Genomic DNA, 16,889 nt, shown 5'->3' on the forward strand with positions numbered 1-16,889 from the left:
GTAAACCATCCTGCAGCAAAGAGCCAGCGGAACCTTGTTTGCGATAAAGGCGAAGTAGTCACGGCAGAGTTAAATAATGGTTGCTTTGTTCATTGGAAATGATCATTCTACACCTCTTACCGGGTTAATTCTTTTTGATCGGTGAGATCTTAAAACAGCAAAACTGCATCACGTAAAGGCTGCAAAAATTCCGAAAGATGCTCGGGTTGAAATTGAGATGCTTTTTTACGAATTAATGCTTTATAATTTTCAGGCTGTTCCGGCTCTTGTATCCTGGAATACATTTCAGCACCATCAACCAGTTGATCCATAAGATAAATTTCAGGAGCATCTATAAATTTCCACTGCACTGGTTTCTTTTGCTTGTTGTAAAATATTTCCTGCTCCTGCTCTCCCAGTGCTTTTGCTTTTTCATAAGCTTGCTGCTGACTATCTGCTTTAATTAACCGCAGCTGTTCATCAAATTGCGGACGGTGTTTTCCTTCTCCACAAATAATTTGAAAAATGATTTTTGCTAAATACCATTTCATGTTATAAAATTTAAGGTGTTAATTATCGAAAATTTATATTCTTTAATTTCTAGAAGCTGCGGATATCTATTCCTCCTAAAAAACAAGTCCCTTTTAATACCAGCACTTTATCCGGATTGACAGTGATCGATTCCCGGGGTCGCTTGTCCTCAATGCCTCCGAATACAGAGACTAATTCAGATCTTACATCCCAGTTTGTAGGAAGGATAAGCTTTGTTCCACCGAGTATAGATGTTACATCGAGCGTTACCCGGCCATTGATATCAGCCTGCGTTAAATCCAGTTCAGTACCACCCATAAAACTCGTAACATCACCTCCTTTAAAATCTTTTGAAAGTATTATTTTTCGCACTCCTCCGAATACAGAGGTGGTATCAAGATAATCTTCACCGGAATTTATGGGTGGCCGGGCATTTTTCCACTTCATTGATTCCTGATCCCAGTGACGATAATTTTTTGGGCGAATAATTAACCACAAGCCAACGGCAATAATGATTACCGGAAGAGAAAATTGATGAAGGGATAGCGATGGGTATACATCATCGATCATAGATATTCCACCAATAAGAATAAGCACCAGCCAGGCTGCACCCTTGAACTGATGGCGGACACCTATAAAAATTCCAAGAAGTATCAGAAAAGTTTTCCAGGTAAATAGCCAGTTAGGAATCGGGGTTCCGGCTTTTTGAAGCATTAAACCAATTCCTACGATAAGTAAAAGAAACCCTAACCAAATCGATCCCTGGTGTTTCCTTGCATCTCTGTTTTCCATAATTTTATTTTGAACAAAATTGATTAAGTCTGCACTATGGTACAATTGTAAATGGGTAAGCCAATGTATTTAATCGGTGAAAACAGGAATTTAATCGGTGAGATAAGGATGCAGGAGTTTTTATTTCCTTATTCGGCCACTGGGTTCCATCCTAAAAGCTCACAATCGTGAGCATAACCTATTTCGCATAATTTATTTGTCCAGGTGGTTAGTGCCTGCAAGTCCATTTTAATTTGCGGACCGCTGCCACTTATTACCCATAATTTTTTATCCTTTGATGAACGATGCACTTTGTTAAAATGATAAGCCGGAGAAGGTAATTCAGAAACAAGTCCCTGAGCCTTCAGCGAGTCATCGGTTGCAAAATAAAATTCAAGAGAAATGTTGCTGCTTTCATTAACTCCATACTGGGTAAGGAATTTTAATTTCTGAGTATTTAACTTTCGAAAGTGTTCCATATCAGCGGTCATTCTTTCAGGTGAGAAATACCGTATCTCTTTTTTCCCGCAGGAAACTATATTGATTACGATCATACACCAAAATGAAAAATTTTTTTTAGTCACCATTCAAAATTAAAGCATGCAAATACAATAAATTTTTTTTTCAATCTTGTTTTATGGTGGAGAAAATTTCGAATCAGATGGCAAGGCAGATTGTTTTGCAAAGTCAGTTACTCGATCATCCTTTCCCCTTGTCTGGAAAAGAAAGTGTTTTAAAAACTATCGAGCATCTTAGCTACATTCAGATTGATACTATATCTGTGGTTGAGCGTGCGCATCACCATATCCTCTGGTCACGAGTAGCTGATTACAAAAAATCCTGGCTTGATCAGTTACAGAAAGAGAAGCTGGTATTTGAATACTGGAGCCATGCGGCATCCTACCTTCCTATGAAAGATTACCGCTTTTCATTAATGCGAAAGAGAGCGTATTTAAGGGGGAAATCACACTGGTTTGAGCAGGATAAAATGTTAAAGAAACTGGTATTACTACGCATTAAGAATGAAGGTCCCTTGCAGTCAAAAGATTTTGAAGCGTCCGTTCAAGGCCCGAGGGAATGGTATTATTGGAAGCCATCGAAGCGTGCCCTTGAGCAATTATTTATGGAAGGAAAGCTGATGGTCAGCCATCGCCAGGGGTTTCAAAAGGTTTACGACCTTACTGAAAGAGTTTTACCGGTAGAAACAGACCTGAAATTTCCGTCAAAAAATGAATATGCTGAATACCTTATTTCAAGCGCTATCAGAGCTAATGGTATTGTAACGGAAAGAGAAATAACCTACTTGCGACCCGGGTGGAAAACAGAAGTTGGGAAGGCTATTCGCAGGTTATTGAAACAAAACATAATTACTAAGGTGATTGTGGAAAATAATGATTCCAGCATTTTTTTCAAAAGTATGCAGCATCAAATAGATGTATCCGGTGCATTCAAAAACTCAATTCATATTCTTTCGCCGTTCGATAATTTGCTTATTCAACGCAAACGAACACAGCAATTATTTCAGTTTGAATATATCATTGAATGCTATGTTCCGGAAAATAAACGCAAATACGGTTACTTTATACTTCCGGTAATTTATGAAGACAAGTTTATAGCACGGTTGGATGCGAAGGCAGACCGGGATGATGAAATACTTTTGATTAGGAATCTTTTATTTGAGGATACTGAGTCTTTAACAGATGAAATGCTTTTTTCTTTAGCAGAGAAATTAAAGTTGTTTGCTGTATTTAATGGCTGCAATAATATACTAGTCGGAAAATGCAACAATAAAAAAGGAGAAGCTGGTGTAAAAAAATATTTAAAATGACTCTTTCACTCCATAAAATTCTGTTCTAATTATACCTTAATCGGTTTAAAGCATAAGGTTTATTACCATTCTTTTTGCTCCGTTTTTCAAAAGGTACTATGTAATTGTGATAATGTGTTTTGCATAACCTGCCAGGAATTAATCGAAGGCTTTGGATTAATAAATCCGCTGCGGGTACCATCATCACCTGGATTAATAAGATCACGGTCGTGAACTACCACATGTGATCTTCTTCCGTGTACTCTGACGAAACATGAAGAAAGCAACACAGTCATTAACGTAGCAATCAGGAAAAAATTGATTTTTTCTTTCATAGTGGCTTTTAATGCTTTAATCTCTAAAATAATGCCGATTGTATTACTGGCCTTGTAATATTTCATGAACTTTAATTTTGGCATATTTTTAGGGTAAGTGGTTAAGCTTAATTTAAAACCTAAATAACCATGAAAAAGAACTTATGGATAGTGCTTGTTACCATTGCTTCTTTACAGGCAGCAATAGCACAAAAACCTGCGGTTGTAGTAAAAGACAATGCCGGATGGCATAGAATAGCAACCACAGTAGTGGATCTTAAAGGTGATCGTGATGAAATTGCTGTACTGGGAAACGATCACTTTAAATCTTTGAAATTAAAAGTTACTGATAAGCCTGTTGAAATTACAGATCTTACAGTGGTTTATGAAAATGACACGCGGCAGGAAATTCCGGTAAGGAATTTTATAAAGGCTGGCGGAGAAACCAGGGTACTTGATTTGGAAGGAAAAGAGCGGGCTATTAAAAAAATTATTTTAATGTATAAAACAGTTCCTAATGCTAAGGACGATAAATCTCATGTTGAGATTTTTGGATTGAAATAAAGAAAGAATAAACTGTAAACTAAAAGCTGATGCTTAAATCATCGGCTTTTTTTATTGTAATTGACATACTGTGACCTATTAATACTGCCTAAAAACTAAAAGTAATTTTTTATCAGTTAATTTAATTATTTCATTTTAGGCTTGGAATGAATTACTTCCCGTTCAGAATATAAAAAAGCTTGTTAGAAGATTAATATCTCGTTTAGATTTTAATTATATTCAAATTGTATACTTAAAATCTACAACATGAAAAAGATTTCACTTCTTTTAATCTTCACCTTATTTTCAGCTACCATGCTGTTTGCCCAAAGCTGGGTTTCGCGTTATAATGGTATTAGAAAAGGCATTGATGTTATTAAAGCGCTGGTCGTTGATGATGCAGGTAACGTATACGTAACCGGATATTCATCCAGCACTTCAAATGGATTCGATTACCTGACTATTAAATACAATTCAAATGGTGCAACACAATGGACAGCCCGTTACAATGGACCCGCAAATGAAATGGATGAAGCCAAATCCATTTTTGTTGATCCTTCAGGAAATGTATATGTAACAGGAACAATTGATGCCTTTAGCGGCGATTTTATCAATGGTAATGCAGCCACTATTAAATATAGTCCTCAGGGACAACAACTTTGGGTGGCGATCTATGATGATGGGTTTGGACGGGAAGACGCCGGAAACTCAGTAAAAGTGGACGCCGCAGGAAACGTTTATATTACAGGATATACCTCCATTTTTCATCTTGGCTATGCAGACCAGGATTACCTGACCATAAAATATAACTCTGATGGCGTTATGCAGTGGAAAGATACTTATAATGGTCCGGTTAGTGAAGATGATAATGCAGTGGCTATGTCCCTTGATCCCTCAGGAAATATATATGTAACCGGCTTCAATTTCTCAGGGAATGATCCAATAGGAGAAAAAAATTATTTTACCATTAAATACAATCCTTCGGGTGTTCGGCAGTGGACGGCAGAATATAATGGACCTATAAGCGAAGTGGATATAGCCACAGCTCTTGCAGTAGATAATAACGGGAATGCCTATGTAACCGGATACAGTGATGGAACTACAGATTTTGACTATGCTACGATAAAATACAATACTAACGGGAAACAAAAATGGGTAGCTCGTTATAATGGACCAGCAAACGGCTTTGACATTGCTTATGCAATAGCGGTGGACGATGCGGGGAATGTTTATGTAACTGGTGGTGATGAAAAAACAGCATACAATGGGGATTACCTCACTATTAAATACAGTCCTTCAGGTAACGTGAAATGGACGGCACGATATGCGGGTTCTGGTGGAGACAACGATGAAGCTTATGCAATTGCTGTTGATAAAAGTGGAAACGTGTATGTGACTGGAAATGAGAATGGATTTGTTTATAATTCTAATATAGGAACTGTTAAGTATTCTTCTTCCGGTGTCGAACAGTGGGTGAAAATCTATGATGGACCAAGGGACAGCGTAGATGCTGGGAATGCCATTGCAGTGGATGCTTTGGGCAATGTATATGTGGGTGGGGTTTCTACTGCCAAAAATTCTGTTGACTTTACCACCATAAAATATCCTGCAGGAAGTACTCCTGTTGCTGACAAAATTTCTACGGAGAAGGAAAATGAACCATTTGCTATTTCCTATAATTATCCTAACCCTTTCAGTCAAAATACAACCATAAAATTCGATGTGAATGCCGGCAGTGATACACCGGTAAATGTAAAGTTGATGGTTTACAATATACAGGGTAAGGAAGTAGCCTCGTTGATCAATGAATTTTTGAAAAGCGGGAGCTATGAAGTGAATTGGAATGCTCGTGATTTTCCCGGAGGAATTTATTTCTATAAGCTGTTCTCGGGGGAATCTATTGAGATACAAAAGATGGAGTTAATAAAATAAATACCATATATATATAAAAATAATTTTAAAATGCGCGATCGATATTCGGTTACGCATTTTATTTATAACTATTTTTTAAGCAAAAATTAATAAAAAATAACCCTCACTTTATTTTTGAGTGTAGTGATAATTATATATAAATAGAATGGTATCTTGTCTTTAAGATGGAGAAGTTTTTCCGAACTTTATTCTTGATTCTTTTTACAAAATTAGCTCATTCACAAGTGCCTGGCGGAGTTGGGGATACAACCGGAAAATCTATTTTAAGATTATGGTTGACAGCTGACAATGGACCAAGTACAAATATAGACGGCCATACGGTAGATATATGGAGAGATCGTTCAGGTGCACAAAATGATATGAGTACTATACAAGGGCGTCAACCTCGTTATTTAGCCAACGCATATAAAGGTCATCCCGGAATACAGTTGATGGTAGCAATCAGTATCTTCAGCTGATGGTAGCAATCAGTATCTTCAGCACAATCCCGCCGATTCAAACTTTAGTAATCCGGAAAGCAGTTTTTTTATTATAAAAACTGGCCGAGCCACAAGAAGGTACCTGACTCAATAGCAGCGATGATTTATGCCAGATATGGACCCACCTCTGACGATCTCAAATATTTTATAAACGGCCAAAAATCTGATGAAGAAATTCAGTATTCCGGGCCACAAGGAGATACAGCAGATTTTATTAAAACCAATCGAAAAATTACAATTGGAATCAGGGATGACTTTAATGCAAAAGAGTATTTTGATGGTACTCTATTAGAAGTAATAGGATACAATAAAAAACTTACGGGTACTGCACGAAAGTCTGTTGAAAATTACTTACGCTGTAAGTATAATATATTAAGTGAGGGGTGCGGATCAAATAATGATTGTAAAATTTTAAAAGAATATAATTTTAATAGAATTGAAAAGTCTTTCGATTTTAGTTTTAGTTGGAAGGTGTATCAATTGCCTTCAGAGCAAAAAATCATTATACAATTTATTAAAGGCCTAACTAATGAAAAAGGAGAATTGCTTTTTATTAATTCAAAAGGTCAGATGATTTTTAGAAAGGATGTTGACTTTGATATCACCTCAAATTTAAACTTGGAAACATCTAATTTTCCAAACGGAATATATTTTCTTATATTGAGAGGAAGTAACGCAATTTTTTCTAAAAAGGTAATAGTTAATCATTAGTTCTTAATTGCAATTAATGCTTTCAATTGCCTCCATAGATTTTCTTAATTTATTTCAACAAAAACAAGTCATCGAGCCCTGCTTTCCTGTTTGATGTAAACCCTTCAGCATATTTCACTCCTGTCATCTTTCCAAATTCTTTTGCGCGCACCATAAGCGTATCCATGAATTCCGGAGTGGCAATATAAGTTATGGGTTCATCAGACTGCGGATTATAAAACTGAGATCGGTAAGCACGCACTGATTCCATTTTTTTCTCTATCACTTCTGTAATATCAACCAATATATCAGGCATAATGAATTGATCCTGGATGTAATGGTAAACTGCCTTTGGTCTCCATGAGCTTTGCACAACATTATTTTCATTCGTTTCAATTTTACGTAACCCTGCCAGAAAAGATGCATCCTGAACCAGCATTGCGCCCCTTCCATGGTCCGGATGGCGATCATAAATAGCATTTGCTAAAATGATCTCAGGCTGATATTTCCGTATCATTCTGATTATTTCCCTCTGGTGCTTCTCATCATTCACAAAAAAGCCATCGTCCATCCCAAGGTTTTCGCGGATGCTAACACCCAAAATTTGAGCTGCAGCAGCTGATTCCTGTTCACGTATCTCAGGAGTGCCACGGGTACCAAGCTCCCCTTTGGTTAAATCTATGATCCCAGCTTTCCTGCCAACTAAAATATGCTTGATCAATGTGCCTCCGCATGATAATTCAATATCGTCCGGGTGAGATCCAAAAGCAAGAATATCCAGTTTCAACAATGTAATATATTAAGGAAAAAAGAGCTTGAAGATAAAAGAAGTTATTTATCACTGCCTTAAAACAGTAAAAAAATCACTATAAATCTAATGCACACCCGTTCTGTCCTATATTTAGATACAAAACAATTCGATCGCTAAAAGAAGTGACACTACCAGTTAAAATTTTTCTGATATATCCAGAGTCAATATTGAAAAATAACAAATAGTGACACCTGGTATTTATTTAATAAAGGCTTCACAGAACCAAAATCAAATTGTGAAGAAGGTTATTTGCGTGGAATAAATGGCATTTAAAGGATCGTCCGGCAGCTTCTGTACAAGAACTTCGGGATTTTTTATTTCCAAATATCATAGCCTTCCTTTATAAATTGTGAAGCAAGCTATCAAATCATAATAGACCGTCATTTATATTCTCATTCGAAACTCTTTTTGTGTTTATTATTTTGTGAAAAACTCAAGATTTATGTATTCTTTTCCGGATTATAGAATATTAGACAACTCCATTAAAAATATATTATGGTTTCTGCTAATAGCCTTTATTGCATTTATTTTTAAACGCTATGTTTCCAGGCTTATAGGCAATTTAATTTTCCGATTATTCCGCCGTTACAGGAGCGCTGAATATGCTGCAATATTTGAAGAGAGGATGCTGAAACCCATTGAATTATTCATATTGCTTTTAATAATAGAAATGGGCGTGCAACTTACCTATCCTGGACGATGGCACTTGACTATTATGGGCCATTCACTGCATCTGATACTTAATGAATTAATGGAAAGCGTCTTGCTGCTTTCATTTGCATGGATATTGCTCCGTCTGGTTGACTTTATAAGCTATATCCTAAAGCAGCGAACGGTGATAACCGGATCGAGGGTTGATGATCAGCTGGTACCCTTCATTAAGGATGCACTTAAAATTTTAATTATAGTGAGTGGTTTTTTTGTAATCCTGAGTGCTATTTTCGGTTTCGATATTACATCCTTACTTGCTGGGTTAGGTATAGGCGGACTGGCGGTTGCGTTTGCTGCTCAGGAAAGCATAAAAGATCTGTTTGGATCATTCACTATTTTTTGGGATAAGCCTTTTGTAACAGGTGATTTAGTAACTATTGAAAACGTAACCGGCACAGTCGAAAAGGTGGGCATCCGAAGCACCCGCATTCGAACTGCTGATAAAACATTTGTGACGATGCCAAACAAAAAAATGGTCGATTCAAATGTTGATAATCTTACTTTAAGAACGTACAGGAAAGTGGATATTACCATAGGAATTACTTATGAAACAAAACACGAAACATTACAAAAAATAATAACGGAGCTGAATGATTATTTTAGTAACAGGAACACGTTCCCTGAAGAGAATTTTGTGATTTTTGATTCTTTCGGAGAAAGCTCATTGAATATCCGCATCCAATACTTTATACCGATAAATCCATGGCTTGATTTTCTGAAAATGAAGGAGAACGTTAATTTTAAAATTATGGAAGTGATTGTTGACAATAAAGCAAGCTTTGCATACCCGGTTCGAAATATCAGGTTTAACTCAGAGTCATTTGATGGAAATGCCAGTGCTGGATTTGAAAATTAAGCAGGAAAATAAAATTACCTTAACCCGGTTAAACCATCACATCTTTTACCTGTTTCCAGAGTTCCTCTTCATCATAGTTTAAAGGAGCATCAATCATCGGATCATAATTTATTGCTATTCTCATAGCCCGCAAACCATGTAAGCCCTGCAGATCCTCCACTTCCAGGTATTCAATTTCCTCAGAAATCAATTTTTTTGATTGCAGGTACTCGAAATATCGTTCATATTCTTTCGCTTCCTTATCCTGTGTATAGATCACAGCAATTTTATGGGGTTGTGTCACTCGTTCTTCAGTATCCTTCACATGAGATTTATCGATTCGTTTTTTCACGATTTCATACCGGATGTTATAAGCTCCTGCTACATCAAAGCGTTTTTCGTCCATACGAAACATAATAGAGAAAGGATTGCTATAACATAAAATTAATTGGGTGGTATCTAAAGGCGTGCTCATGTAGGGTATTAAACGATGCGTCTCTCTGGCAATTTTCACCATGGTAATAAGCTGCCATAAACGAAAGCTCCGCAGAAGAATCGGATCAAATGTACCATGCTGCAAAATGGACTGCCCTATATAAAGGTTATATTCTACACCATCTGTTTTATACTTTTCAAAATAATGGGGTAATAATTCCTGAGTGTAATCTTCTTCCTCATCCAGCACGCGTGCAACGACTTCATTGATCATAGTTAAGCTATCTTCAAAATTTTTCCGCCGCATATGATAATGCTCGTGATCAGAATCAAGAGAGGCGTGAAAATTATCAACAGAAGTCTTTAAAACAGGGTTCTGCTCCGAAATAATTTTCAATGCAGGCTCCACCTCAGTACGCATGAACTCAAGAATACCGGTTTCATCTCCCGAATCCATGGCTTGGTAAAGCTTACCTAAATACTTGTCTATACGAAAGCTGAGCTCATCAAGAATTACCAATGGCAAATCTTTTTGTGCCTCGTCTAAAATTTTTTTGGCAGCTATCAGATAATCGATCATATCTAAACGGATGGCTTCGTTTCTTGTATCAGAAGACCCACGGATATCAATCTGACCATAAATAGGCATTACATCATTAAATTCAATAGGGCCAATCTCCGCCTCCTCATCGTCCGTACTTTGAGAAATTTTATCCAGTGCTGCCTGCGCAAATTTCCACTCCACGGCAGGGTGAATGGAAGTAAAATTTTCTTTTATAGTTGCCTGCACCTGCATGTCAAAATCCTTGGCCGCACGCTGAAAAGAGATGGAAATAAGCGGAATAATCTCATTGAGCTTGAGTAAAGAAATAAAATTGAATGAATTGGGCTCTGCTTCTCCTATTTCAAATGCACCAATCAATTCTCGCTTTTGAAATACCGGAACAATAATTATGGTACGGATTCCCTGATTTAATAATTCATCTTCAACAGGTGACCGGTCCGGCAAAGCTGCAATATCCTCCACTAAATAAGGCTTACCTCCCTCGAATGCTTTCGAATAGATTGATTTTTCAAAATTTCTGAACATCATCTGCTGCTTGTCCCGCGGAATAAAACAGTTCCATTTATCCATCCCGCTTTTCGAAAGCTGCCCCCGGTAGTTCAGCATAGGCGCTACGCCTATTTTCATTTGTGGCAACCGGAAATAGATTCTCATCTTCTCTTCAATATCCTGCACTATTTCAGGCATTATGATAGAACCCGACTGAAGCAGGGTATATTCTAGCTGTGTAATCAATTCCCGGTCTGTTATATCGAACATCCGGTAAATAGCGAAACCTTCAATCTCAAATGTATCCGGGGGGAAATTTCTCAGCCAGAATTCAGTATCAAAAAAATCATCTTTTAAAGGGCGCAAATCAATTTCGCTTAATTTTTTAGGAGTTTTTTTTGTCACGACTCGCGCAAAAGATCCGTTAACTTCCGGTTGAAAGAACGATATCATGCCGGTTGCTTTATCCAGTTCGCGACTCTTTAAAATCCCGGGACGTTCGATAAAATAACCATAGTATTTGCTGAGAATAGCAATTCCGCATAGTGCTATTAATTCACTTATATTTTTTGCAGGATTGATATTTTGAAGGTTCCACACTCCTTCTTCATTAACATGGCACAATTCCTTAAACCTCTTAGAACCATAAATGGTTACCGGTTGAAACGGAATAATGATGCCTACCACAGACGTTTCAATCATCGTAGAAGGAACAACAAGGGAGAGCAATAGGTTAACTTCTTTCCGATATTTTTTAAGCAGCGAAAGGTCTTCAATGGGCTGTAACAGTTGCGGAATGGCCTTTACAGTTTTCAGCACTTCCTGAATAAGGGATGCTTCAGGAACGGATGGATCGCTCGCAGTTTCTTCCAGCTTTTCTATAAGAGGTACAAAGCTGAGGGTAGTTTTATAAGGAAAACCAAACTGGTTATGAAACCCAAATTCCGGCAAATCCTGGTTGACCGGAGAACCATTCTCTGAATTTTTTTCCATGAAAAATTATTAACATTTAAAATTACATAACGTTTCAGATTTAAGAATATTTATCAATCTGAACACAAATTAGATTTCAAAGCCGGCTGAGAGCTAATCACCACAGACTTATAACCTTAGAGTTACATCAATTTACATGCAAGAGTTGCGCCGCATTGGCGATGGTGCATTATTGATATGCTTCAGGTATTATTAATTGTCGGAGGTAAATCTGGATAGCATTTTCGAGGCCCAGATAAAGTGCATCACAGATTAACGCATGCCCAATGGAAACTTCCAAAAGGTTTGGTATAGTTTCCTTAAAAAACCGCAGATTTTTTAAATTGAGATCATGACCTGCATTTACACCCAGGCCTAATTTTTCAGCACGCTCTGCAGCAGTTCTATATCTCCCGATCGCTTTTCCAATATCATCTTTAAACCACTCTGCATAAGGCCCGGTATAAAATTCTATTCGCTGTGCATTAACTGCTTTAGCTCCCTCAATATATTGTTCAATAGGGTCAACAAAAAGAGAAGTGCGGATGCCCGCCCGGTTCAATTCCCTAATGCGCTCCATTAAAAAAGATTCATTTTTAACTGTGTCCCAACCCTGGTTACTGGTGACCACGCCGGGTGCATCGGGCACCAAAGTACACTGCTCGGGCTTTACACGCAGCACCAGCAGCATAAAACGATCATCTGGAAAACCTTCAATATTAAATTCTGTGGTAACTACTTCCTTTAATTCGATTACATCCTGATAGCGAATATGGCGCTCGTCCGGTCTTGGATGGACTGTAATTCCCTCAGCGCCAAACCGTTCACAGTCTTTTGCCGTTTCAAGTATATCAGGAATATTTCCTCCACGTGCATTGCGCAGGGTGGCGAATTTGTTAATATTGACTGAAAGCCTGGTCGTGAATGTTTTCAATAAAGTAATCTAACGGGTGAACGGATTAATAATATCAAACTTTTTATTTCTTCACCCATTGATCTTTTCTACTGTATTTTCTAAGATACCTAATACGGTTTATGGCCCCATCAAATAGGATGCTTCCATATAATCAGGTTTATCGTTCAATCAGTACCTATAATATTCTGGTTTGAAAGGCCCATTTTTAGGAATACCGAGGTACCTTGACTGATCTTCTGAAAGTTCGTCCAGTTCAACACCAATCTTAGCTAAATGTAATCGGGCGACCTTTTCATCGAGATGCTTGGGAAGCGTATATACTTTATTCTCGTAAAAGTCCGGATGATTCCATAATTCAATTTGTGCAAGCACCTGATTAGAAAAAGAATTTGACATTACAAAAGATGGATGACCCATTGCAACACCCAGGTTTACAAGACGCCCTTCAGCCAAAACAATAATATCTTTTCCCCGTGTTCCATTTTCGTTTCCACCTATGGTATATTTATCTACCTGTGGTTTAATAACATTTTTGGTGTGGCCATAATTTTCATTCAGCCATGCCATATCAATCTCCACATCAAAGTGACCAATATTGCAAACAACTGCCTTATCCTTCATTAGCCTGAAATGCTCTTCTCTTATTACACCCTCGCATCCGGTAGCAGTAACAATGATATCAGCCTCTTTTACTGCATCAGCCATTTTTTTTACTTCATAGCCTTCCATAGCAGCCTGTAAGGCACAAATAGGATCAATTTCGGTAACTATTACCCGGCAATGGGCACCGCGTAAAGACTCTGCAGATCCTTTACCTACATCACCAAAACCCGCCACCACCGCAACTTTTCCAGCCAGCATTAGATCGGTTCCACGGCGAATAGCATCCACTAAAGATTCGCGGCAACCATATTTATTATCAAATTTTGATTTTGTTACTGAATCATTCACATTAATAGCAGGTATGGGTAAGGTGCCTTTTACCATTCTCTCATATAAGCGATGAACCCCGGTAGTAGTTTCTTCTGACAGTCCTTTTATGCCTGCAATTAATTCCGGATAAACGTCAAAAACCATATTAGTAAGATCTCCACCGTCATCAAGAATCATGTTCAACGGGCGGGATGAATCTCCAAAAAAAAGTGTCTGTTCTATACACCAGTTAAAATCAGGTTCATTCATTCCTTTCCATGCAAATACGGGAATATGAGCAGCAGCAATGGCTGCAGCGGCATGATCCTGTGTAGAAAAAATATTACATGAAGACCATCGAACTTCCGCGCCCAGCTCCACCAGTGTTTCAATGAGCACTGCGGTTTGTATGGTCATGTGTAAACAGCCCGCTATCCTTGCATCTTTTAAAGGCTTTGTCATTGCATATTCTTCCCGCATTGCCATTAAACCAGGCATCTCTGCTTCGGCAAGCTCAATTTCTTTTCTTCCCCATTCCGCCAATGAAATATCTTTTATTTTATATGGAAGGGTTAATTTCAAGGAACTTTTTATCATGGTAATTTTAATTTAAAACTGTAAAAATACAAATAGGGGACCGAAATGTTCACAGACCCAACAAAAAAAGGAAGCACCTGAAAGAAAAATATTTGCCGTTATTAAAATAACACGCGAACTTTTTTGTCACTTCAATCATTATTACAATGTTTCAATTATTTTTACAAAAACCAAAATCTAATGTATCCTCAGGAAATGGTAATGCCTATGAGCCGTGAACTCACCAATGAAGGGTTTAAAGAATTAAAAACATCTGAAGAAGTTAATAATGCCATTAAAAATAATCAGGGCACTATGCTATTAATGGTGAATTCTGTTTGCGGTTGCGCAGCAGGTACAGCACGGCCCGGAGTTATAGAATCACTCCACGGAAATAAAAAGCCTGACAACCTGTTTACAGTATTTGCAGGCGTTGATACAGATGCCACTGCTAAAGCGCGGGAATTTATGTTGCCTTATCCTCCCTCCTCTCCTTCTATTGCTTTATTTAAGGATAATAAAGTGGTGCATATGATTGAAAGACATCAAATTGAAGGCCGGCCTGCAGTAGTGATTGCCAAACATCTTGAACAGGTTTATGAGCATTTCTGCTGAAAAATATTTTCTTTAGTTTAAAGAGTTGGTTGTAAAATCAACTCTTTTTTTATTTAATTAAATCCGGATGATAAAAAATAACGTAAAATATTTGTTAAGATTGGTCTGAATTAGTACGATTACGCCAGATCAAATTTTTATATTTCTGCGAAATAGATTTTAGCTTTTTAATCAGGAGGGGTAAGATATGGAACAGAAAGACAGATTATTTGAGTTAATTGAATCTCTCAATAAATCCGAAAAGGGTTATTTTAAAAAGACAAATGCATTCCATGTAAAGGGTGGCCAGAATGCGTATATGAGGCTGTTCAATATTTTTGAAAAGCTTGAGAATTATGATGAACAAAAGATCGCTGATCAATTATCACTCAAGGATGCCAAACAGCTGCCTTATCTTAAATTTTATCTGTATGAGCGAATTTTAGATTCTTTAGATCAATATTATCAAAGCAGCAAAGTCATTATTAATAAACTGATCTGCAAAGCAGATATTCTCTTTAATAAAGGATTAAAGCTGCAGGCTTATAAGCTTATTGACAGAGCGAGGGAATACGCCAAGGCCCATGAAAAATTTGGACATCACCTGGTTTTGATACGTATTGAGGAGGAGTATCTTTTTCAGGAAGAGAATAGGAAAATTGCTTCAGCATATTTAATAAACCTACAACAGGAATTGCAACTTGTTCAAAGCAAATACCAGAACCTTCTGGAATATCTTAATCTAAAAAATGAAGTTGCTTCAGCAATAATTCCCTATGGAACGGTTAGAAGCGACAATGACCGGGAAAGAATTCAGTTATTCTTTGCACGCCCTTTATTAAATGATGTGCAGCAACCCTCGTCAACGATAGCACTTTTTCACTTTCATGTAATGCGATCGAACCTATATTTCAGCCTTAAAGATTTTAATAATGCTTATAAATGCATTAACAATGCCTGTGACCTTATTCATAGCCGGACTGAAATATTTGAAGAATATGTGATAGAGCGAATTCAAACGATCTATCATAGCGGGCTCGTTGCAATAAGCTTAGGAAAGCAGGACGAAACGCAGAATCAAATTGATTACTTAAAAACTTTAAAGGTAAATTTTGAAGCACAGCGGTATGAAATATCACTTCGGATTATTCACCTGGAAATATTGAAGCATACATCTTTAAAAATGTACGATAATGCGCTTGCTATATCAGAGGCATTTAATAAGCAGCCGTTTGGAGAACTAACACAGATTTCTGAATTAATTGAGTTGCAAATTATTTCTTCCATCAGCCATCTCCATTTCATAGCAGGCCATTACAGCGAAGCTTTAGAATGGAATAATAAGGTTTTAAACGGATCTATAACATTTGATAATATTGATATTATTTGTGCAGGGAGAATCCTTGATTTGTTCATCCATACTGAATTAGAAAACTTCCGCTTACTAACCCCTAAAATAAACTCGGCTCAAAAATTCCTTCTTTCAAAAAACAGGTTGTTTAAACATGAAAAATTAATACTTATTTTCTTAGGGAAATATGTAAATACCAATTCAAAGCTGCGTGTTAACAACCTTAAAATATTATATAAGGCATTACATAATGGAGACAAAAAAAATGCAATTTTTTCTCCATTAGAGGCAGAATATGTGAACTTGTGGATGGAAAATAAATTAAATAATATAATGGTACCTGTATCTTCAGGTGAGGTCTTTAATAGAAGTATACATCCTGGAATGCCTGCCAAATTATAGTGCTCTCTACAATAATCAGCACCTTTAAAAAATGAGATGGCTCTGCAATTAATAATTACAGGAGGCGGGTGAAATAAACGTAACTCATTGATTAAAAAGTTAGATAGTCGAAGTAATTATTCACGCCGTGGAATGGTTGTTTTGGTGATGCAAGTTGCACCTATACTGTTATACTTAATTGAGTTAAGCATAATACTTTTTTTAGCCTTAATCTCATTTTGATCAAGTCATTTTTATTTATAAGTAATTGACCATTAATTACTTATAATCAGAA

16 protein-coding genes are annotated in these 16,889 nt (G+C 37.1%); 8 read left to right on the top strand and 8 right to left on the bottom strand.

The features are described 5' to 3' along the window. Positions 1-149: 149 nt before the first annotated feature. The 3 genes from H0W62_11170 to H0W62_11180 all read right to left on the bottom strand — a co-directional run bounded on the left by H0W62_11170 (position 150) and on the right by H0W62_11180 (position 1,835). Positions 150-530: a DUF4288 domain-containing protein gene (locus H0W62_11170; GenBank protein ID MBA3649090.1), complete on the bottom strand. Its 381-nt coding sequence runs from the start codon at positions 528-530 to the stop codon at positions 150-152. Between the two features lie 49 nt (positions 531-579). Then, positions 580-1,302 (bottom strand): hypothetical protein, encoded by a 723-nt coding sequence (locus H0W62_11175; GenBank protein MBA3649091.1) that lies wholly within the window; start codon positions 1,300-1,302, stop codon positions 580-582. 128 nt (positions 1,303-1,430) lie between these two features. Beyond that, positions 1,431-1,835 (bottom strand): ribonuclease E inhibitor RraB, encoded by a 405-nt coding sequence (locus H0W62_11180; GenBank protein ID MBA3649092.1) that lies wholly within the window; start codon positions 1,833-1,835, stop codon positions 1,431-1,433. An 83-nt stretch (positions 1,836-1,918) separates the two neighbouring features. Between H0W62_11180 and H0W62_11185 the strand changes: the two genes are divergently transcribed. After that, entirely contained in the window at positions 1,919-3,109 is a 1,191-nt protein-coding gene (locus tag H0W62_11185; protein MBA3649093.1) for a winged helix-turn-helix domain-containing protein, read from the top strand. Positions 3,110-3,195: 86 nt separating this feature from the next. On the opposite strand, the gene H0W62_11190 is transcribed toward H0W62_11185, so the two are convergent. Beyond that, positions 3,196-3,489, bottom strand: a complete 294-nt coding sequence (locus tag H0W62_11190) for a hypothetical protein (GenBank protein ID MBA3649094.1) — start codon at positions 3,487-3,489, stop codon at positions 3,196-3,198. 63 nt (positions 3,490-3,552) lie between these two features. Here H0W62_11190 and H0W62_11195 point away from each other — a divergent pair, with 63 nt between their 5' ends. The 4 genes from H0W62_11195 to H0W62_11210 all read left to right on the top strand — a co-directional run bounded on the left by H0W62_11195 (position 3,553) and on the right by H0W62_11210 (position 7,067). Further along, the gene (locus H0W62_11195; GenBank protein MBA3649095.1) at positions 3,553-3,966 is read left to right on the top strand and encodes a hypothetical protein; all 414 of its coding nucleotides are present in this window, start codon (positions 3,553-3,555) and stop codon (positions 3,964-3,966) included. Between the two features lie 246 nt (positions 3,967-4,212). Further along, a complete protein-coding gene (locus tag H0W62_11200) occupies positions 4,213-5,877 on the top strand; it encodes an SBBP repeat-containing protein (GenBank protein MBA3649096.1) in 1,665 nt (554 codons plus the stop codon). 224 nt (positions 5,878-6,101) lie between these two features. Further along, positions 6,102-6,335, top strand: coding sequence for a hypothetical protein (locus tag H0W62_11205; GenBank protein ID MBA3649097.1), 234 nt, complete (start codon positions 6,102-6,104; stop codon positions 6,333-6,335). 120 nt (positions 6,336-6,455) lie between these two features. After that, on the top strand, positions 6,456-7,067 hold the full coding sequence (locus tag H0W62_11210; GenBank protein ID MBA3649098.1) for a T9SS type A sorting domain-containing protein: 612 nt from the start codon (positions 6,456-6,458) through the stop codon (positions 7,065-7,067). A 49-nt stretch (positions 7,068-7,116) separates the two neighbouring features. Here H0W62_11210 and bshB1 read toward each other — a convergent pair whose 3' ends face one another. Further along, on the bottom strand, positions 7,117-7,833 hold the full coding sequence (gene bshB1, locus H0W62_11215) for a bacillithiol biosynthesis deacetylase BshB1 (protein ID MBA3649099.1): 717 nt from the start codon (positions 7,831-7,833) through the stop codon (positions 7,117-7,119). Between the two features lie 466 nt (positions 7,834-8,299). On the opposite strand from bshB1, the gene H0W62_11220 reads away from it, so the two are divergent. Continuing rightward, positions 8,300-9,424 (top strand): mechanosensitive ion channel family protein, encoded by a 1,125-nt coding sequence (locus H0W62_11220; protein MBA3649100.1) that lies wholly within the window; start codon positions 8,300-8,302, stop codon positions 9,422-9,424. Positions 9,425-9,452: 28 nt separating this feature from the next. On the opposite strand, the gene H0W62_11225 is transcribed toward H0W62_11220, so the two are convergent. From H0W62_11225 to H0W62_11235, 3 genes are all read right to left on the bottom strand, one after another. After that, on the bottom strand, positions 9,453-11,885 hold the full coding sequence (locus tag H0W62_11225; protein ID MBA3649101.1) for a GAF domain-containing protein: 2,433 nt from the start codon (positions 11,883-11,885) through the stop codon (positions 9,453-9,455). 169 nt (positions 11,886-12,054) lie between these two features. Further along, positions 12,055-12,798, bottom strand: coding sequence for a pyridoxine 5'-phosphate synthase (locus H0W62_11230; GenBank protein ID MBA3649102.1), 744 nt, complete (start codon positions 12,796-12,798; stop codon positions 12,055-12,057). Between the two features lie 150 nt (positions 12,799-12,948). After that, complete coding sequence (locus H0W62_11235) at positions 12,949-14,289, bottom strand: adenosylhomocysteinase (GenBank protein ID MBA3649103.1); 1,341 nt, start codon at positions 14,287-14,289, stop codon at positions 12,949-12,951. A gap of 180 nt (positions 14,290-14,469) precedes the next feature. Here H0W62_11235 and H0W62_11240 point away from each other — a divergent pair, with 180 nt between their 5' ends. Together H0W62_11240 and H0W62_11245 are read left to right on the top strand one after the other, a co-directional pair. Beyond that, positions 14,470-14,883, top strand: coding sequence for a BrxA/BrxB family bacilliredoxin (locus tag H0W62_11240; GenBank protein ID MBA3649104.1), 414 nt, complete (start codon positions 14,470-14,472; stop codon positions 14,881-14,883). 187 nt (positions 14,884-15,070) lie between these two features. After that, positions 15,071-16,615: a hypothetical protein gene (locus H0W62_11245; GenBank protein ID MBA3649105.1), complete on the top strand. Its 1,545-nt coding sequence runs from the start codon at positions 15,071-15,073 to the stop codon at positions 16,613-16,615. The last annotated feature ends 274 nt before the right edge of the window (positions 16,616-16,889 follow it).

The sequence above is a fragment of the Chitinophagales bacterium genome, from assembly GCA_013816805.1.
GTDB lineage: Bacteria > Bacteroidota > Bacteroidia > Chitinophagales > UBA10324 > MGR-bin340.